22 protein-coding genes and 1 pseudogene are annotated in these 16,532 nt (G+C 59.2%); 13 read left to right on the top strand and 10 right to left on the bottom strand.

Going from position 1 to position 16,532, the window contains the following annotated elements:
* The first annotated feature begins 22 nt into the window (after positions 1 to 22).
* The 4 genes from C8024_RS16545 to egtD all read left to right on the top strand — a co-directional run bounded on the left by C8024_RS16545 (position 23) and on the right by egtD (position 3,164).
* Positions 23 to 253: an HIG1 domain-containing protein gene (locus tag C8024_RS16545; protein ID WP_100092682.1), complete on the top strand. Its 231-nt coding sequence runs from the start codon at positions 23 to 25 to the stop codon at positions 251 to 253.
* Between the two features lie 12 nt (positions 254 to 265).
* Complete coding sequence (locus C8024_RS16540) at positions 266 to 844, top strand: cob(I)yrinic acid a,c-diamide adenosyltransferase (protein WP_173207192.1); 579 nt, start codon at positions 266 to 268, stop codon at positions 842 to 844.
* Positions 845 to 1,030: 186 nt separating this feature from the next.
* Complete coding sequence (egtB, locus tag C8024_RS16535; protein ID WP_367947402.1) at positions 1,031 to 2,188, top strand: ergothioneine biosynthesis protein EgtB; 1,158 nt, start codon at positions 1,031 to 1,033, stop codon at positions 2,186 to 2,188.
* Positions 2,189 to 2,204: 16 nt separating this feature from the next.
* Positions 2,205 to 3,164, top strand: coding sequence for an L-histidine N(alpha)-methyltransferase (egtD, locus tag C8024_RS16530; protein WP_173207189.1), 960 nt, complete (start codon positions 2,205 to 2,207; stop codon positions 3,162 to 3,164).
* Between the two features lie 2 nt (positions 3,165 to 3,166).
* Here the strand turns inward: egtD and C8024_RS16525 are convergent, their stop codons facing one another.
* Genes C8024_RS16525 through C8024_RS16515 form a run of 3 tightly spaced genes read right to left on the bottom strand, consistent with a single transcriptional unit; the run spans position 3,167 to position 4,262 of the window.
* Positions 3,167 to 3,394, bottom strand: coding sequence for a DUF1176 domain-containing protein (locus C8024_RS16525; RefSeq protein ID WP_254306020.1), 228 nt, complete (start codon positions 3,392 to 3,394; stop codon positions 3,167 to 3,169).
* The gene (locus C8024_RS16520) at positions 3,388 to 3,987 is read right to left on the bottom strand and encodes a DUF1176 domain-containing protein (RefSeq protein WP_173207186.1); all 600 of its coding nucleotides are present in this window, start codon (positions 3,985 to 3,987) and stop codon (positions 3,388 to 3,390) included. The genes C8024_RS16525 and C8024_RS16520 overlap by 7 nt, the downstream gene beginning before the upstream one ends.
* A complete protein-coding gene (locus tag C8024_RS16515) occupies positions 3,984 to 4,262 on the bottom strand; it encodes a hypothetical protein (RefSeq protein ID WP_173207183.1) in 279 nt (92 codons plus the stop codon). The genes C8024_RS16520 and C8024_RS16515 overlap by 4 nt, the downstream gene beginning before the upstream one ends.
* Before the next feature lie 76 nt (positions 4,263 to 4,338).
* Here C8024_RS16515 and C8024_RS16510 point away from each other — a divergent pair, with 76 nt between their 5' ends.
* From C8024_RS16510 to C8024_RS22085, 9 genes are read left to right on the top strand one after another with little or no spacing between them, the layout of a single operon-like run.
* A complete protein-coding gene (locus C8024_RS16510; protein WP_173207180.1) occupies positions 4,339 to 5,208 on the top strand; it encodes a 3-hydroxyacyl-CoA dehydrogenase family protein in 870 nt (289 codons plus the stop codon).
* On the top strand, positions 5,205 to 5,864 hold the full coding sequence (locus C8024_RS16505; protein WP_173207175.1) for a phytanoyl-CoA dioxygenase family protein: 660 nt from the start codon (positions 5,205 to 5,207) through the stop codon (positions 5,862 to 5,864). The genes C8024_RS16510 and C8024_RS16505 overlap by 4 nt, the downstream gene beginning before the upstream one ends.
* Before the next feature lie 23 nt (positions 5,865 to 5,887).
* Positions 5,888 to 6,379, top strand: coding sequence for an epoxide hydrolase (locus C8024_RS23705; protein ID WP_367947400.1), 492 nt, complete (start codon positions 5,888 to 5,890; stop codon positions 6,377 to 6,379).
* Entirely contained in the window at positions 6,379 to 6,810 is a 432-nt protein-coding gene (locus C8024_RS23700; RefSeq protein ID WP_367947399.1) for a hypothetical protein, read from the top strand. The genes C8024_RS23705 and C8024_RS23700 overlap by 1 nt, the downstream gene beginning before the upstream one ends.
* Positions 6,758 to 7,030: a hypothetical protein gene (locus tag C8024_RS23695; RefSeq protein ID WP_367947398.1), complete on the top strand. Its 273-nt coding sequence runs from the start codon at positions 6,758 to 6,760 to the stop codon at positions 7,028 to 7,030. The genes C8024_RS23700 and C8024_RS23695 overlap by 53 nt, the downstream gene beginning before the upstream one ends.
* A 6-nt stretch (positions 7,031 to 7,036) precedes the next feature.
* Positions 7,037 to 7,957: an ABC transporter permease subunit gene (locus tag C8024_RS16495; RefSeq protein WP_173207172.1), complete on the top strand. Its 921-nt coding sequence runs from the start codon at positions 7,037 to 7,039 to the stop codon at positions 7,955 to 7,957.
* A gap of 4 nt (positions 7,958 to 7,961) precedes the next feature.
* The gene (locus C8024_RS16490) at positions 7,962 to 8,750 is read left to right on the top strand and encodes an ABC transporter permease (protein ID WP_173207168.1); all 789 of its coding nucleotides are present in this window, start codon (positions 7,962 to 7,964) and stop codon (positions 8,748 to 8,750) included.
* Positions 8,747 to 9,718 carry an ATP-binding cassette domain-containing protein gene (locus C8024_RS22090; RefSeq protein WP_254306019.1) on the top strand — a complete coding sequence of 324 codons (972 nt, stop codon included), beginning with the start codon at positions 8,747 to 8,749 and terminating at the stop codon, positions 9,716 to 9,718. Before C8024_RS16490 ends, C8024_RS22090 begins: the two co-directional genes overlap by 4 nt.
* Positions 9,715 to 10,293: an ATP-binding cassette domain-containing protein gene (locus C8024_RS22085; protein ID WP_367947397.1), complete on the top strand. Its 579-nt coding sequence runs from the start codon at positions 9,715 to 9,717 to the stop codon at positions 10,291 to 10,293. The genes C8024_RS22090 and C8024_RS22085 overlap by 4 nt, the downstream gene beginning before the upstream one ends.
* 57 nt (positions 10,294 to 10,350) lie before the next feature.
* Here C8024_RS22085 and C8024_RS16480 read toward each other — a convergent pair whose 3' ends face one another.
* The 7 genes and pseudogenes from C8024_RS16480 to C8024_RS16455 all read right to left on the bottom strand — a co-directional run bounded on the left by C8024_RS16480 (position 10,351) and on the right by C8024_RS16455 (position 16,444).
* A complete protein-coding gene (locus C8024_RS16480) occupies positions 10,351 to 11,130 on the bottom strand; it encodes a TorF family putative porin (RefSeq protein ID WP_100092674.1) in 780 nt (259 codons plus the stop codon).
* A 303-nt stretch (positions 11,131 to 11,433) separates the two neighbouring features.
* Positions 11,434 to 11,583: a hypothetical protein gene (locus C8024_RS22080; protein WP_254306018.1), complete on the bottom strand. Its 150-nt coding sequence runs from the start codon at positions 11,581 to 11,583 to the stop codon at positions 11,434 to 11,436.
* Positions 11,584 to 11,588: 5 nt separating this feature from the next.
* Positions 11,589 to 12,482, bottom strand: coding sequence for a mechanosensitive ion channel family protein (locus C8024_RS22075; protein ID WP_367947396.1), 894 nt, complete (start codon positions 12,480 to 12,482; stop codon positions 11,589 to 11,591).
* Positions 12,455 to 12,769: a hypothetical protein gene (locus tag C8024_RS16470; RefSeq protein WP_173207165.1), complete on the bottom strand. Its 315-nt coding sequence runs from the start codon at positions 12,767 to 12,769 to the stop codon at positions 12,455 to 12,457. The genes C8024_RS22075 and C8024_RS16470 overlap by 28 nt, the downstream gene beginning before the upstream one ends.
* On the bottom strand, positions 12,766 to 13,965 hold the full coding sequence (gene metC, locus C8024_RS16465) for a cystathionine beta-lyase (RefSeq protein WP_367947401.1): 1,200 nt from the start codon (positions 13,963 to 13,965) through the stop codon (positions 12,766 to 12,768). The genes C8024_RS16470 and metC overlap by 4 nt, the downstream gene beginning before the upstream one ends.
* Before the next feature lie 25 nt (positions 13,966 to 13,990).
* Positions 13,991 to 14,827 carry a 3-mercaptopyruvate sulfurtransferase gene (gene sseA / locus C8024_RS16460; protein WP_100092671.1) on the bottom strand — a complete coding sequence of 279 codons (837 nt, stop codon included), beginning with the start codon at positions 14,825 to 14,827 and terminating at the stop codon, positions 13,991 to 13,993.
* 61 nt (positions 14,828 to 14,888) lie between these two features.
* Positions 14,889 to 16,444 (bottom strand): annotated as a pseudogene (locus tag C8024_RS16455) (cryptochrome/photolyase family protein).
* Between the last annotated feature and the right edge of the window lie 88 nt (positions 16,445 to 16,532).

Raw genomic sequence — 16,532 nt, 5'->3', positions numbered from 1 at the left:
TTCGCAGGCTTAAGGTGAATATATGAGCTATATTTTGATATTGATGATCATCGCAGCCGCAGGCGCTGTCATTTACGCACTCGTGCGCGGGCTGATCGCCTTCGCCAATATGGAGCCGGGCGACGTCGATGCCGAAGGCGTCACTGCTTCGCACAAGAAGCAGAATGAAATGATGTTTGCCCGCGTCAAATATCAGGCGATTGCAATCGTGCTGGTGGTGATATTGCTGGCTGTGGCGGGTGGCCAGAGCTAGTTCGCTCCCCCGATGGTAAAGCTCAACAAGATTTATACGAGAACCGGCGATGACGGCACGACCGGGCTGGTCGACGGATCGCGCATTGCCAAGAACGACCCGCGCATGGCGGCAATCGGGGATGTCGACGAATTGAACAGCGCGCTCGGTGTCGCGATTTGCGAAATCACCGACGAGGGGCTGGTGCAGACATTGCGGGTGATCCAGAACGACCTGTTCGATCTGGGTGCCGATCTTGCAACGCCGGCATCCGACGGGGACGATTTCAGTCCCTCGGAAATGGTGCTGAGAGTTGTTCCCTCACAGGTGGAACGGCTGGAAAAGGCAATCGACGCGGCCACTGCCGAGCTCAATCCGCTGACCAGTTTCATTTTGCCTGGTGGCAGCAAAGCCGCAGCCGCCATCCATCTCGTGCGCGCCGTCACCCGGCGGACCGAGCGGACCTGTGTCGCAGCGGCCAGAGATATTTCGATCAACCCGCAGGCGCTGGCCTATATCAATCGTCTTTCGGACTATCTGTTCGTGCTGGGCCGGGCGCTCAACAATGGCGGCAAGGACGATATATTGTGGGTGCCGGGAGCGTCGCGCTAGCGCAAAAGCGCAACAGCTTGCGGATATTTGCAACCAACTGGCGCGAATATGCGTTGTTGACCTAATCATCGTTCGCTCTATGTTCTGGCAAGAACAGGAGCTTCCACCGGAGTAGGATTGATCGCAAGCCAACCGCAACGCCCGTTCCCGCCTTCGCCCGACGCCGAAAACATCTCCCGATCGCGCGTGTTGCTGGAGCGATTCCGGGATGTGAGACATCATTCCCTTGGACTTGCCGAAGGGCTGAGCGATGCCGATGCAACGGCGCAGTCGATGGACGATGCGTCGCCGACAAAATGGCACCTGGCCCATGTCAGCTGGTTTTTCGAAACCTTTCTGCTGCGCGATCACGTCCCTGGCTACCGGCTTTTTGACGAAGCCTATCCCTATCTGTTCAACAGCTATTATGAAGCCGAAGGCGCACGCCACGCGCGCCCCGAGCGGGGTTTGCTGACCCGCCCGTCGCTCGCGGACGTGATCGATTATCGCCATCATGTCGACAGGGCGATGGCGGAAGCAATGGACGGCTTCTCTCCAGAATTACTCGACCTGGTCGAGCTCGGTCTGAATCACGAGCAGCAGCATCAGGAATTATTGTTGACCGATATTCTCCATCTCTTTTCCCGCAATCCGCTGCGGCCCGCCTATTCTTCTACGGTGCCTGTTTCCGCGGCAGACCCCGGACCATTGCAATGGATCGAAGGCAAGACGGGCGTACAACAGATCGGCCATGACGGGACCGGCTTTGCCTTCGATTGCGAAGGCCCGCGCCATCAGGTGCTGCTCCATCCGCACGCGTTGGCAAATCGGCCGGTGACCAACGGCGAATGGCTCGCGTTTATCAAGGACGGCGGCTATCGCGATGCCCGCCACTGGCTCTCCGACGGCTGGGCCTGGGTGCAGGAGCAGGCAATTGAAGCGCCCTTATACTGGAATCAGGCATCTGACGGTGAGCGGGCGGAGTTCGCACTGTCGGGCCGTCGCGCTCTCGATCTGGCAGCACCCGTAAAACATGTCAGCCACTATGAAGCGGATGCCTATGCCACCTGGGCCGGCGCCCGCTTGCCCAGCGAAGCTGAATGGGAAGTGGCGGCCAATCATGGCCTTCCGCACAATGGCGCGGTGTGGGAATGGACGGGAAGCGCCTATCTGCCCTATCCCGGATTCCGGCCGGCCGATGGTGCAGTCGGTGAATATAATGGCAAGTTCATGTCGGGCCAGTCCGTTCTGAAGGGCGGCAGCATTGCCACGCCGCCCGGTCATATTCGGACCAGCTACCGGAATTTCTTCTACCCTCACCAGCGCTGGCAGTTCTGCGGCTTGCGGCTCGCCAAAGACCTTTGACGCAAAGGACGACCCCATGGACATGACAACTTCCCGCGTCGATGACAGTTTCCGCAAGGACGTCAGGCGCTGTTTCGAGAAGCAGACTTTCGCGATTCCCGCGCGCTGGCTCTACGACCGGCGCGGGTCGGAATTGTTCGAGGACATTACAGAGCTTCCCGAATATTATCCCACTCGCACGGAGACCGAATTGCTCAAGGCCAATGGCCCCGCTTTTGCGGCATTCGTCGGTCAGGACCGGGCGGTGATCGAATTTGGCTCGGGCAGTTCCACCAAGACGCCCCATTTACTGAAGGCGATTGAACCTGCCGCTTATGTGCCGATCGATATTTCGGGTGAGTTTCTCGAGCATAGCGCATCGCTGCTCCAGGAGGAATTTCCCGAATTGCCTATATATGCAGTCGAAGCCGATTTCATGAAGCGGGTTGCCCTGCCCGAGGCCGTGGCCGACATGCCGAAGCTCGGCTTCTTTCCCGGCTCGACAATTGGCAATATGATCGCCCGGACTTCGGTCGACCTGCTGCGCTTCATGCGGGAAACGCTGGGTGAGGGTGCGCAGCTTTTAATCGGTTTTGACCGGATCAAGGATGTCCAGACGCTGATCGACGCCTATGATGATAGCGCGGGCGTGACGGCGCAATTCTCGCTAAATCTGCTCCACCGGATAAACCGCGAACTGGACGGAAATATTCCCGTTGAGCAATTTCGGCACAAGGCGGTCTGGAACGATCTCTATGCGCGGATCGAAATCTATCTGGAAGCCCAGGCCGACGTCGATTTCTCGATCGCCGGCGATGACTATTCACTACGCAAGGAACAGAAAATCCACATCGAGAACAGCCACAAATATGGCTTGCGCGATGCCCGGCTGATGCTGCGGGCCGGCGGCTGGACGCCGTTGCAAGAATGGAGCGACGAAAAGGACTATTTCACGCTCATGCTGGTGGAAGCGCATCCGCTCAAACACGCGCCTTAGGATTATTCGGCAGGCGCAGCGGTCTCTTCGAGAATGCGGTAGTTCGCGCGCCAGATGGTAATCCATTCGTAGGCGCCGCGGCATTCCGGCATCGCGCTGGCGTCGATCATGCGGAACATGTCTCCATCCCAGATATAATTTTCAGCGCTGCCGCAATCGCCGAGCCCGCGGCCCTTGCCATAACTGCTGAGCTTCTGGTCCAGTTCGTCCCAGCCTGCATTGACTAGCAAAGGGTCGGTGCCTTCGCCGCCCCAGCTGGGCTGGCGGTCAAATCGGGCCGGAGTGAATGTCCAGCCGCTGGTGGCGCGAGGGTTTTCGATATATTCCCCGATATAGGCGCGCTGGAGAAATTATAGGCACCCGAGCCACAGGATATCAATACCAGTGCGCGGAACCGGTTGCCGCGCTTGCCCAGAGGAAAGATTTGATCCTCCACCAGCCCGTAACGTTCGTCCTTGCATCTGGACTTTTCGACCAGCGCCACGATATCGCCGGTTTCCGGGGCCAGTTTGGAATCGTCCCAGCGGTCGACCATGATCGTCGGAATTTCGGTACTGGCGGGTTGGAAATCGCGCGTGCCCTTGGCGACCAGCGCCGTTTCGGTTCCGGCGCGCTGCTGTTTCTCGTCGATATAGCGCAGGGCTGCCGACGAGCCGGCCAGCGAAATCTGGGTGATATTCTCGCCGCCAGGCCCTTCGATGACAAGATGTTTGCCGTTGATGATCGCCTCTGCCACTTTTTCGGCATCCGTACCGACAATTTCTATCGGATAGTCGCCCTGGACAATCGCCCCGGTATCGACCAGCTTTCCGTCAATGATCATCCGGTAACGGTCCATGTCTCCGGGCTGAAACAAAACGCGGATCTGAAAATATCGTCACTGCCCGCGGTCCGGACGATCGAGATCGGGCCATCCCAGTCGTCAAAACCGGCGCCGCCCTCATCTGGGACCAGTGAAACAGCCTGACAATTGCCGCTATTGTCACAACCAACGCTCCAGTCCCGGAAGGTCCGGATTTCACCCGGTTGCACTGGCGGCTGGGCGGTGGCAGCGGCGAGAGTGGCGAAGATTCCGGCGATGAAACTGATAGGGGGCATAATTGCAATCTAGCCAGTTTGGCAGACAATCGCTAGTGGCTTGTTCAAACACATCGAACAGCATGAAGGGCATGATATGAAAGCAATTGGTATTATCGGATCGGGACAAATGGGCGCCGGTATCGCGCAGGTTTCGGCTCAGGCAGGCTATCATGTCTATCTGTCGGATGTCAGCATGGAGATTGCCGAACGGAGCAAGGCCGGTATTGCCAAGCAACTGGCACGGCTGGTGGACAAGGAAAAGATCGAGCAGCAGGCCGCTGAAACGGCGCTGGGTCGTATCGAGCCGATCGTCCAGCTTGACCCGATGGCCAATGCCGACATCATCATTGAAGCCGCCACCGAGCGCGAGGAAATCAAGCGCCAGATTTTTGCAGCAGCGTCGGAAGTTCTGGGCCATCAGGCGATATTGGCGAGCAATACCTCATCGATTTCGATCACCCGGCTGGCGCAGTCGGTGAAAGACCCGTCGCGCTTTGTCGGCGTGCATTTCTTCAATCCGGTGCCGCTGATGGGGCTGGTCGAAGTCATCCGCGGACTCGCAACCAGCGACCAGACGGCAGCCATGGCCAGCGATTTTGCCAAGGCCGTTGGCAAGAACCCGGTCATGGCGAAAGATTCGCCCTGTTTCGTCGTCAACCGTATCCTGCTGCCGATGCTCAACGAGGCCTTTTTTGCGCTCGGCGAAGGCACGGCGTCGATGGAAGATATCGACCGCGGCGTGCAGCTTGGCCTCGGCCATCCGATGGGGCCGATCACCCTGGCCGATCTGATCGGACTGGATACATTGCTGGAAATCCTGCGCGTGCTGCAGAATGACTTCGGTGACCCGAAATATCGCCCCGCGCCGATCCTGACGAAATATGTCGAGGCCGGCTGGCTCGGCCGCAAGACGGGCAAGGGCTTTTACGACTATTCGGGCGAAGTGCCGGTTCCGACGATGTGAGCTTTAGTTTCGAACAGGACGGTGCGGAATTCTACAATAATCAAATAGATGCCTCTGATTTTCTATCTATCCTGCGACCCGTTCCATCTGAACGAGCGGGTGCTCGGTTGAAAGGCATTGTAGGTTTGTCGGAACGGATTGGTGTAAACTCAAGACCGTGGGAGATTGTGCGAAAACACTTGGATGCGAATGCGCAACCCGTTCGTGCAATATTATTCGACAAGAATGTTGAAACCAACTGGTCGCTGGATTGGCACCAGGACCGCACGATTGCTGTTGCGAAACGGAAAGAAGTTTCTGGCTTCAAAAACTGGACGATCAAGCAGGGCATCCAGCATGTAGAGCCTCCTTTTGAGTTGCTCGCTGATATGGTGACGTTAAGAATTCATCTGGATGATGTAGGGCCGGATAGCGCCCCGCTGCGGATTGCACCGGGATCGCATAAACTTGGCTGGCTGGCGGAAGATGATTATGCTTCCGCGATAGTGCAATGCGGGGAGGCAGAATGTCTGGCAAAATCAGGTGATATCTGGTCTTATTCCACTCCGATCCTTCACGCCTCAAAAAGTGCGGCCCGACCCCAGCGAAGGAGGGTTTTGCAGGTTGATTATTCGTCATCCAGTTTGCCTGCTGAACTGCAATGGGCGGGAATATAAATGAAGTTTCAGGAGACAAGCCGATGACCGACGAAATCAGAGACTTCACAATCGATATCCCGAAAACCGCACTGGACGACCTCGACATAAGGTTGCGGCATGTGCGCTGGCCCGATCCGGAGCCGGTTGATGACTGGTCGCAGGGCATCCCGCTCGACTATGTCAAAACCGTCGTCGAACATTGGCGGACCAGCTACGACTGGCGGCGCTGCGAGCAGGAACTCAATCAATATACGCATTACCTAACCGAGATTGACGGCGTCGATATCCACTTCATGCATATCCGCTCGCCGGAGCCTGACGCGCGGCCGTTGCTGATGACGCACGGCTGGCCGGGTTCGATCGTCGAGTTTATGGATGTCATCGGTCCGCTGACCGATCCGGTGGCACATGGCGGGGAGGCGAAAGATGCCTATCATCTGGTGCTGCCGTCGCTGCCCGGATATGGTTTTTCCGGCAAGCCAACCACGACCGGATGGGGGCTGGAAAAATCGCGCAGGCGTGGGACAGCCTGATGACCCGCCTCGGCTACGACCGCTATTTCGCCCAGGGCGGCGACTGGGGCGGCATGGTGACCTCGGTGATCGGCGCACAGAATCTCGGCCATTGTGCCGGCGTGCATGTCAATCTCGTGGTCGTCGGGCCGCCGTCGGACGAGATGATGGCCAGCCTGACCCCCGAAGAGCAGGCGTCACTGGCCCATTTCGCGGTCTATCAGGAGCAGGGCGCCGGCTATGCGGAAATCCAGCGGACCCGGCCGCAGACCCTGGGCTATGGTCTGGCCGATTCCCCGGTCGGTCAAATGGCCTGGATCATGGAAAATTCCAGGGCTGGGCAGAGGATGCCAAGCGCCGGACGAGAATTTCGACTGCGACCGCTTGCTCGACAATGTGATGATCTACTGGCTCAACAATGCCGGTGCATCCTCGGCGCGCCTGTACCGTGAAAGCTTCGGCGCGCCCAATGTCGATCCGGTCACTATTCCGTCCGGCTGCAGCATTTTCCCGCACGAAATCATCACCCCTTCGCGCCGCTGGACGGAGCAACGATTCCGGAACTTGCGCTATTGGGGAGAGCCCGAGAAGGGCGGCCATTTCGCGGCGATGGAAGTGCCGGAACTGTTCGTGCAGGAAGTGCGCAGCTGTTTTGCCGGGATGGAGCTCTAGCGGCAGGTGCTTGCCCTGATCACCCGGCGGCTGATGACAGCCATACCGACGCTGCTGGTGATCATATTGGCATCCTTCTTCCTGATGCGGCTGGCGCCCGGCGGACCGTTTGACGGGGAACGCCCGCTCGATCCGGCGACGCAGGCGGCCTTGCAACAGGCTTATGGTCTGGACCGGCCGCTCTGGGAGCAGGCCTGGCTCTATATTTCGCGGCTGGTCCAGGGAGATTTCGGACCTTCGCTGGTCTATCGCGATTTTACCGTATCGGAACTGATCGCGCAGGGGCTGCCGATTTCGCTAACGCTCGGAGGGCTGGCGATAGTGCTGGCACTGATGATCGGGGTGACGGCCGGCCTGTTTGCGGCCGTGCGGGCCGGGCAGACTGCGGACAAGACGATCATGATGCTGGCAACGGTCGCAACCGCGCTGCCGACCTTTGTCACCGGACCCGCGCTGGCGCTATTCTTTGGTTTGTGGCTCGGCTTGCTGCCGGTATCGGGAACGGGACAGGGCGCGGCCTGGCTGATCATGCCGGTCGTCGCCCTGGCGCTGCCGGTGTCGGGGGCGATTGCCAAACTGACCCGCGCCGGTCTGGCGAGCGTGCTCAAGCAGGATCATATCCGCACAGCGCGGGCGCGGGGACTGCCCGAGGTGAAAATCCTGTTCAAACATGGCCTTCGGCCCGCTCTCGTTCCCGTCGCCAGCTATCTTGGTCCGGCGGCGGCAGGGCTGCTGACCGGGGCCGTGGTGGTGGAAACCGTCTTCGGACTGCCGGGGCTTGGCCGCTATTTTGTCCAGGGCGCGCTAAACCGCGACTATCCGCTCGTGCTCGGTGTGGTCACGCTCTACGCCGCGCTGATCATATTGTTCAATCTGTTTGCCGACCTGATCTACGGCTGGCTCGACCCCAGAATGCGGGAGGGCTGAGCGCATGCTGAGACGGCATCTCCCGCTAGCTCTGGTCCTGTTGATTGCCGCTCTGGCGCTGTGGCTGCCTTTCCTTCTGCCCTGGAGCTATGACCAGATCGACTGGGATGCTGTCCGCGCGCCGGCCTTCAGCGGATCGCATATATTCGGCACCGATGATATTGGCCGGGATCGCCTGGCGCGGTTGGCAGCAGGCACCCGGATCACCCTGATGGTCGCGATGGCGGCGGCGCTGGTGTCGCTGGTTGTCGGCATCGCCTGGGGCGCAACCGCGGGCTGGATCGGCGGCAGGGTCGACGAGCTGATGATGCGGATCGTCGATGGTCTCTATTCGCTGCCCTTCATGTTCATCGTGATCCTGTTGATGGTGGTGTTCGGACGCTCGATCCTGCTGGTCTTCGTCGGTATCGGGCTGGTCGAATGGCTGACCATGGCGCGGGTGGTGCGGGGGCAGGTAATGGCGCTGAAACAAAGGCCCTTCATCCTGGCGGCAGAGGCCGCGGGTACGCCGTCCAGGGCAATCGTCCTGCGCCATATATTGCCCAATATCGCCGGCGTCGCTCTGGCCTATCTGATGCTGACCGTTCCGCAGGTGGTGATGGTCGAGAGCTTCCTCTCCTTCCTCGGACTGGGCGTGCAGGAGCCGCTGACTTCGCTTGGCATCCTGGTCAAGGAAGGCGCTGACGACATGGATATGGCGCCGCTTGGCCTGCTGCTGCCCGGCGGCTTGCTGGTGCTGATCCTGGTCTGCCTGACGATAGAGGGCGAACGGCTGAGAGACCGTTTCTCATGAGTCTCTATGAAATAGGCAATCTGGCGGTGGATATCGCCGGCAAGCGGCTGGTCCAAGATGTCAGCCTGACCGTCGAGGCGGGACAATGTACGGCGATCATCGGGGCGTCCGGTTCCGGGAAAAGCCTGACCTGCCTGACGCCCTTCGGCCTGACGCCGGGTACGGCCTCCGGTTCGATCAAACTGGATGGTGTTGACCTCCGCACAACCGATGCCCGTCACCTGCGCGATATCCGTCGCAGACTGACCGGCTTCGTCTTCCAGCAGCCACTGACCGCACTGACACCGCATTTGTCTGTTGGCGCGCAATTGCAGGAAGCGACGATGCAGGCCGGAGCAGCACGGCCGTCGCGCCGGGAACTGGCACAAAAGCTGGAGCGGGTCGGCCTCGCGCGGGCGGACGAGCGACTGGACCAGTTCCCGCACCGGCTGTCCGGTGGCGAACGCCAGCGGGTGATGATTGCTGCGGCCATCGCCCATCATCCCAAATTGCTGATCGCCGACGAACCGACCAGTGCGCTGGATGCTTCCTTGCGCCAGGAGATCATGGACCTGCTCGACGCATTGCGCGCGGAACAGGGACTCGGGATGCTGCTGGTCAGCCACGACCTTGCCTCGGTCGAGGGCCATGCCGATCAACTGCTGGTGATGGAAAAAGGGCGGCTGGTGGAAACGGGTCCGACTCGGGAAGTCGTCTCCCATGCTGCAGAAGATTATACACGGCGCCTGATCGCCGCCACGCCGCGTCTGGACGAAGCGGCACCGAAGCTCAGCCAGCCCGGCGACCTGTTGCTCGAAACGGTAGATGTCGGGGTCGAATTTCGCCGGCCCGGCTGGCGTCGCGGCACGATTCATGCGGTGGCAGAAGCAGGTCTCACGATCGGACAGGGCGAATCGCTGGCGCTCGTCGGCGGTTCCGGATCCGGAAATCCACGCTCGGGCGAGCGATCGCCGGCATCGGTCCCGTGACCAGAGGGGAAATCCTCTGGGAGGGCATGCCGCTGCCCGAGCGTCGCAGCCGTAATCTCGATATGCGTCGGCTGATCCAGCCGGTCTTCCAAGACCCGGTCGCCAGTCTTGATCCGCAATGGCGGGTCGGCGAAATCGTGACCGAGCCTTTGCGGAACCTGCGCCCCGATCTGGCGCGTGCCGAACGGAGCGAGATGGCGCGGCAGGCGCTGTCCGCTGTCGATCTCGCGGAAGATTTCCTCGCGCGTTCACCGACCAGCCTTTCGGGCGGGCAGGCGCAGCGGGTCGCGATTGCGCGGGCGATCATTGCCTCTCCCCGGCTTCTGGTGCTGGACGAGGCGACCTCGGCGCTCGATCCGCTGGTCGGAGCAGAAATCCTCCAGCTGCTCCGGCGGCTGCAGGCCGCGAACGGTTTGAGCCTGCTGTTCATTACGCATGATATCGCTGCCGCGCGGCGATTGTGCCACCGGATCGCGGTTATGGAAGAAGGCCGGATTGTCGAAACAGGGCCGGTTCAGAGGGTGATCGATCATCCCCGCCATCGGGCAACGCGAAAGCTGGTGGCCGCCAGCTAAAAAAGGGCCGCCCGGTTGTCCGAGCGGCCCCTTGTTTCAGCGTGACGTTTTGTGAATTTAGAAGGATACGCCGAGAGTGAAGACGAATGCAGAGTCGGTGAAATCTTTCTGTGCCGGGGAATCGTCGGTGTCCGTATAGGCCACTCCCAGCGTCAGGTTTTCGCTGATTGCATAATCGACGCCCAGCGACCAGTCGATATAGTTGCTGTCGGAGCCCTGCAGCGTGCTGAGGAAGCTGTCGCCATCCGAATAGCCCAGATGTGCATTCACTGTGACTGGAGTGTCGGGAATGCCGGCGCTCAGGTCGGTGTAAAGATAGATATTGTCTTCATCCGCCAGAGCGCTTTGACCGCCCCAGGCATAGGCTGCGCCAACCGTGGCTTCCACCGGGCCGAGAGTTGCCGAAAGCGATGCATAAGGCTCGAAGAAGTCGGTTGCACCGCCGCCAACGCCGCCGGCGTCAGGGTAGAAATAATAGAGAAGGCCGACATCGGCAGAAATGCCGGATGCGATCTCACCGGACCAGCCGCCGTAGATGTCGAGCTCGGTACCGCCGGCAAAGTTGATCGAAGATCCCCAGGTGCCGATGTAAAAGCCGCTTTCATGGCCGATATCGATACCGCCCTGAATGGCTACGTCGCCGCCCGACTGGGCAACACCGCGAAAGCGATAGTCACTTGTAACTGCCGCGTTACCCGAAATCGTGATCGGGCTGGCAGATTCTTCCGCGTCCTGCGCCAAGGCTGGAGCAGCGGTAGAGGCTAGCAATATGGCCGAAAGGCCTAGAACAGTTGATTTGGCTTTTCCGCCAAGATTAGCTTTATTGGACGTGCGCATGGAAATCCCTTTCTCGTTAATGCGTATCGCCCCTCCTACTTTTTGTTTCCGCTGTTATTATATTGCGCCAGATGCCCCGAACGCGAACAGTCTCTAAACATGCCCAAGAAAGTTGCTCCATATTATTGCGCTGCACAAGAAAGAATATGGCAGCAAAGATGACATAATTCTGAAATGTTGCACTTGCGCCACATAGTTGTTTTTGATCGCTTAAAAATTAGGCGGATTTGGGTGTCGGTGACTAATAAAGCGTCAACCGGGCCTGACATGGGGAGTGCGGGCCATGGGTTCTCGGCTGTCTCTTTAGTCGCCGGCACCCGATTCTGTCGGGGCGGCCAGAGGCTTTGATCCGGCTTCGAGCGTGACGGTTCCGCCTTGCGGCAGCGACTTGATATGGACATCGCGCTGCGGGAACGGGATTTCGACGCCATGTTCCTTGAACAGGTCCCACACGCGTTTCAGGATCGCCGCCTTGAAATTTCCGACGCCCGATTGCGGGTCTTGATCCAGCAGCGGATTTCGAAATTGACGCTATTGTCGCCAAATTCGAGCATCCAGACAACCGGCTTGGGATGGTTGAGCACGCGCGGCACGTCGACGCAGGCCTGCTTCATCAGATCAATCGCCTGATCCATGTCGGTATTATAGGACACGCCGACCGGGATGCTGATCCGGACATTGGGGCTGGAATAGGACCAGTTTTCCACTTCCCGCGTCATCAGATCCTCGTTCGGGATCAGATGTTCCTTGCCTTCGCGCGTGAGCACCGAGACGGCCCGGACGCCGATCTTGTTGACCCAGCCATATGTATTGCCGACCGCGATCACGTCCCCTGGCTTGATCGAACGGTCCATCAGCAGAATGATCCCGGCGATCAGGTTGCCGATGGTCTTCTGCATACCGAAACCGATGGCGAGACCAAAGGCACCGGAGAAGACCGCCAGGGCGGTGAGATCGATTCCGACCACGTCGAGGCCGAGAACAAAGGCCCCGGCCAATATCGCGACGGTGGCCAGTTTCTGTCCCAATACTTTCTGGGCGCCGTCGAGTTCGCTGTTGCTGATGATATAGGCCACCAGCTTCATCAGCACGCGGGCCACCGCCAGCAGGATGACGGCGGTCATCGCCAGTGTGACGATCCAGAGCAGTGATATCCGCCTCGAGCCGATGCCGAATCCCACTTTGTCCAGCGCCAGGGTGATCGGTTCGATGCCGCCGACCAGACCCGATCCGATGCTCACGAACAGGGCAAGGCCGATTGAGGTACCCAGCCAGTTGGGCATCCGCACGCCACGGATCAGGTCATTGGCGAACAGGCCGACAGTTATCGCGATCGTGAGCGAAAAGACCACCTGGCGATCAGATGCCACGGGTAGAAAGCGAGGAAAATGCCGCACAGGATGAACGTCGTGGCCCGCCGGGTCATGTCGCGGATGCGTCGGCCGGCCAGCTCGCTTTCGTAGCCTGCGCGCGCTTCCCACAGGTGGCGCAGCTTGGGGCCGATATATTTGCTGAGATACCAGCCCAGGGTCAGGGCGATCGCGACCAGCCCTGCAGCGACGACCCCCTCGATATACTGGACGTTGCGCGGCGTGTCGGGAGCCAGCATTTCCAGATATTTCAGAGCTCGGTCAATCATGGCTTGGCACTGTGATAATGTTCAAAGCCTTTGGCAAGGTCCGCTATCAGATCGTCCGGGTCTTCCAGGCCGATATTCAGCCGTACCAGCGGACCCTTTCCGGTCCAGCTGGTCGCGGTCCGATGCTTGGCGGGATCGACCGGCAGCGCAAGGCTTTCGAAACCGCCCCAGCTGTAGCCGATGCCGAACAGGGTGAGCGCATCGATGAAAGCGGCGCGCGACTGGTCGTCGCCATCTGCAAGCTCGAATGAAAATAGTCCCGATGCTCCTTTGAAATCCCGCTTCCATATATCGTGGCCGGGACAATCGGGCAGAGCAGGGTGGAGGACCAGACCGACTTCCGGCCGCTCCCGCAGCCAGCAGGCTATTCGGAGAGCGCTGGCTTCATGCTGCCGCAGCCGGACATCGAGCGTCCGCAATCCGCGCGCGGCCAGATAGGCGTCATCAGGAGAGACCACTTGGCCCAGTTGCTGGGCGGTACGGCGGAGCCGGGTCCAATATTTGCTATGCGTCGTAACCGCGCCCATCATCACGTCGCTATGGCCGACAATATATTTTGTCGCGGCGGTAATCGCGATATCGACGCCATGTTCCAGCGCCGGGAAAAAGCGCGAGGTCGCCCAGGTATTGTCGAGCAGGGTGACGATACCCGCCGCGCTGGCCGCCTCGCAGATAGCGGGCACATCCTGCACCTCGAAGGTCAGGCTGCCCGGGCTTTCCATCAAAATGGCTTTTGTGTCGGGTCCGAACAGGCTGGCAATATCGGCGCCGATCACCGGATCATAATAGCGCGCCTTGATGCCCATGCGTTTGAGAAAGGCATCGGCAAAACTGCGGCTCGGGTCATAGCTGCTGTCGGTGAGCAGAATTTCGTCGCCGGGTTCCAGCACTGCAAGCAACGAACAGGAAATGGCAGCGACACCGGACGGGTAAAGCATGGTCCCGGCGGCTCCGGGTTCCATTTCCGTCAGCGCTTCGGCCAGAGACCATTGGGTCGGCGAACCGCGGCGGCCGTAAAAGAAACGGCCGTCGTCATTGGACTTCAGGCCCTCCCGAAGGTGGGCGACATCGTCATAAAGATGCGTGCTGCCGCGCCATACGGGCGGATTGACAACGGCTCCGGTCCAATTTTTCCGGCGACCCCCGGTGACAACCTGGGTCGCTGGTTTTTCGAACCGGAGTCGTGATCTGCCAATTATAGTTCCAGCGGCGCCGGCATGTTCAGACGGATTCTTTGGGAGTATCGGCGTCGGCGCCCCATTCGGCCCAGCTGCCGTCATACAGCGCGGTCTTCTCTGCGCCCGCAAGAGCGGCAGCGAAGGAGACCACCGCCGCGGTCATGCCCGAACCGCAGGTTGTAACCAGCGGCTTGGCAAGATCGACACCGGCGTCGCTGAAGATCGCCTTGATCTCGTCGCTGCTTTTCCAGGTGCCGTCGGCATTGAAGAAGCTGCTGTGCGGGATATTGGTCGAACCGGGAATATGTCCCGAAGCGATTTCGCCACGCGGGTCTGGTGATTCGCCGCTGAAACGGTCGGCCGGGCGCGCATCGACGACCTGTTCGTCCTTGCTGTGCAAATTGGCCAGCATATCGGCCTTGGTGCGGATGTCCTTGTCGTCTTTCCAGACGGTGAAATGGCGGTGGCGTAACGTTTCCTTGCCGGTTTCCAGCGGCCGGCCTTCGGCTTTCCATTTGGCAATGCCGCCGTCGAGAATGGCGACTTCATGCGCGCCAAACATGGTCAGCATCCACCAGGCGCGGGCGGAACTTTTCAGCGGGCTGTCGTCGTAAAGGACGACGCGGCTACCATCGCCCAGTCCAAGAGACTGCATGCGGCTGGCGAATTTTTCTGCAGGTGGGAGCATGTTTTCAACGGGATTGCTGCTATCAGTCAAATCGCTGAGGTCCATGAACACGGCACCGGGAATATGGCCCGCTTCATATTCGGCAGCCGGGTTGCGTCCGGCATCCGCCATGAATTTCGTCGCGTCCACGATCCGCAGATCGGATGCGCCTAGCTCGTTGGCCAACCATTCGGTCGTTACCAGCAATTCCATATTAAACTCCTCATGTCCGCAAATATTTGCGCTGTTCCAGCCGCCGTTTAGCGACTCGATTTCAAGCCGTCGAGGCTATAACGCATTGCCTGACGAATCCACCGCTTATGTGGTTTTTCGGCAATTCAGTTTTCCTCCAGTTGATCGAGGAAGCTTTTCGCCTGCCGGCGGATATCGTCCCGCGTTTCCGATTCCATTTTTCCCAAGTCCGGTACGGCATCGCCAGGCGATTGTTATCGGCCAGCCTGTTCTGGTTGCGGTCCAGAAAATCCCAATATAGCGCGTTGAAGGGGCATGCCCTCTCGCCAACACGCTTTTTCACGTCATAATGGCAGCTCTGGCAGTAATCCGACATTTTGTTGATGTAATTGCCGGACGAAGCATAAGGTTTGGATGCGATGATGCCGCCGTCGGCAAACTGGCTCATGCCCAGCGTATTGGGCAGTTCTACCCACTCATAGGCGTCTGCATAGACTTCCAGATACCATTGGTGCACCGCTTGCGGATCAAGGCCCGCGATCAAGGCGAAGTTACCCGTTATCATCAGCCGCTGGATATGGTGCGCATAAGCCAGATCGAGAGTCTGCCCGATGGCTTCGGACAGGCAGTGCATATCGGTTTCGCCCGAATAGTAAAATTCCGGCAAAGGCCGTTTGGCCTCCAGAAAGTTGCGATCAACATATTCGGGACCCTCGCGCCAGTAGATGCCGCGCATATATTCGCGCCACCCGATGATTTGCCGGATAAACCCTTCGGCTGCGTTGAGCGGAACGTCACCGTCTCGATAGCGCTGCTCCACCTCGTGGCAGAGATCAAGCGGATCGAGCAGGCCCGAATTGATATAGGGAGACAGGATCGAGTGCCAGAGAAACGGCTCTCCGCTGAGCAAGGCATCCTGATAATCGCCGAACTTCGGCAAAGCCTCATCCAGAAATTTGCGCTTTTGCCGCATGGCTTCTTCATGGGTTACGGCAAAGTGGAATTGGTCCAGAGATCCCGGATGGTCAGAAAATTCTTCCGCCACCATGGCCAGAACCTGCTCGGTTAGGTCATCTGGCCGGAAGCGGATCGGTTGGGGAATCGACAGGTCGCCCTTGGCTGGCTTGCGATTGACGCTGTCATAATTCCATTTTCCGCCTTCCGGTTTGTCGTCCCGATCGAGAAGGATGCCGGTCTTTCGCCGCATTTCGCGGTAGAAATACTCCATCCGCAGCTGCTTTTGCCCTCTGCCCAATTGGTGAAATCCTGATGCGTCGCGATAAAACGGCGGTCCGGGCACACAGAGACCGGAATGGCGAACTGGTCCTCCCAGTTTTCGATCATAGCCATGACCCGCCACTCACCGGCCTCTGTAATCCGTATGCGGTCGATGGGATGCCGCTCGAGCGCACGCGCGATTTCTCCGGAAAAGCTGCCGCTGTTGTCGGGGTCGGTCAGCTTCACATAATCGACGGACCATCCCCGCTCTGCCAGCGCCTTGGCATGGTGGCGCATGGCCGACAGAATATAGGCGATTTTGGCCTTGTGGTGCCGCACATAGGTCGTTTCGTCCTCGACCTCCATCATCAGCAAAATGCAGTCTTCCGGATTTTGTTCCTTTAGGGATGAGATATCCATCGAGAGCTGGTCGCCCAAAATCGGTACAAGAATTTTCTCTGACATGGCGGACATCATGTACCATCAGGCGGCTTTTGACGATCTGTGC

Source organism: Sphingopyxis sp. BSNA05 (assembly GCF_013265645.1).
In the GTDB taxonomy this organism is placed as follows: domain Bacteria; phylum Pseudomonadota; class Alphaproteobacteria; order Sphingomonadales; family Sphingomonadaceae; genus Parasphingorhabdus.
Note: the sequence above shows the minus strand (reverse complement) of the source record. Positions and strands in the feature narration are given on the sequence as shown.

Coding starts and splice junctions, on each gene's coding strand:
- C8024_RS16545 (WP_100092682.1), top strand. CDS start 23: ATGAGCTATATTTTGATATTGATGATCATCGCAGCCGCAGGCGCTGTC.
- C8024_RS16540 (WP_173207192.1), top strand. CDS start 266: ATGGTAAAGCTCAACAAGATTTATACGAGAACCGGCGATGACGGCACG.
- egtD (WP_173207189.1), top strand. CDS start 2,205: ATGGACATGACAACTTCCCGCGTCGATGACAGTTTCCGCAAGGACGTC.
- C8024_RS16520 (WP_173207186.1), bottom strand. CDS start 3,987: ATGATCATTGACGGAAAGCTGGTCGATACCGGGGCGATTGTCCAGGGC.
- C8024_RS16515 (WP_173207183.1), bottom strand. CDS start 4,262: ATGCCCCCTATCAGTTTCATCGCCGGAATCTTCGCCACTCTCGCCGCT.
- C8024_RS16510 (WP_173207180.1), top strand. CDS start 4,339: ATGAAAGCAATTGGTATTATCGGATCGGGACAAATGGGCGCCGGTATC.
- C8024_RS23705 (WP_367947400.1), top strand. CDS start 5,888: ATGACCGACGAAATCAGAGACTTCACAATCGATATCCCGAAAACCGCA.
- C8024_RS23700 (WP_367947399.1), top strand. CDS start 6,379: ATGACCCGCCTCGGCTACGACCGCTATTTCGCCCAGGGCGGCGACTGG.
- C8024_RS23695 (WP_367947398.1), top strand. CDS start 6,758: ATGATCTACTGGCTCAACAATGCCGGTGCATCCTCGGCGCGCCTGTAC.
- C8024_RS16490 (WP_173207168.1), top strand. CDS start 7,962: ATGCTGAGACGGCATCTCCCGCTAGCTCTGGTCCTGTTGATTGCCGCT.
- C8024_RS22090 (WP_254306019.1), top strand. CDS start 8,747: ATGAGTCTCTATGAAATAGGCAATCTGGCGGTGGATATCGCCGGCAAG.
- C8024_RS16480 (WP_100092674.1), bottom strand. CDS start 11,130: ATGCGCACGTCCAATAAAGCTAATCTTGGCGGAAAAGCCAAATCAACT.
- C8024_RS16470 (WP_173207165.1), bottom strand. CDS start 12,769: ATGATTGACCGAGCTCTGAAATATCTGGAAATGCTGGCTCCCGACACG.
- sseA (WP_100092671.1), bottom strand. CDS start 14,827: ATGGAATTGCTGGTAACGACCGAATGGTTGGCCAACGAGCTAGGCGCA.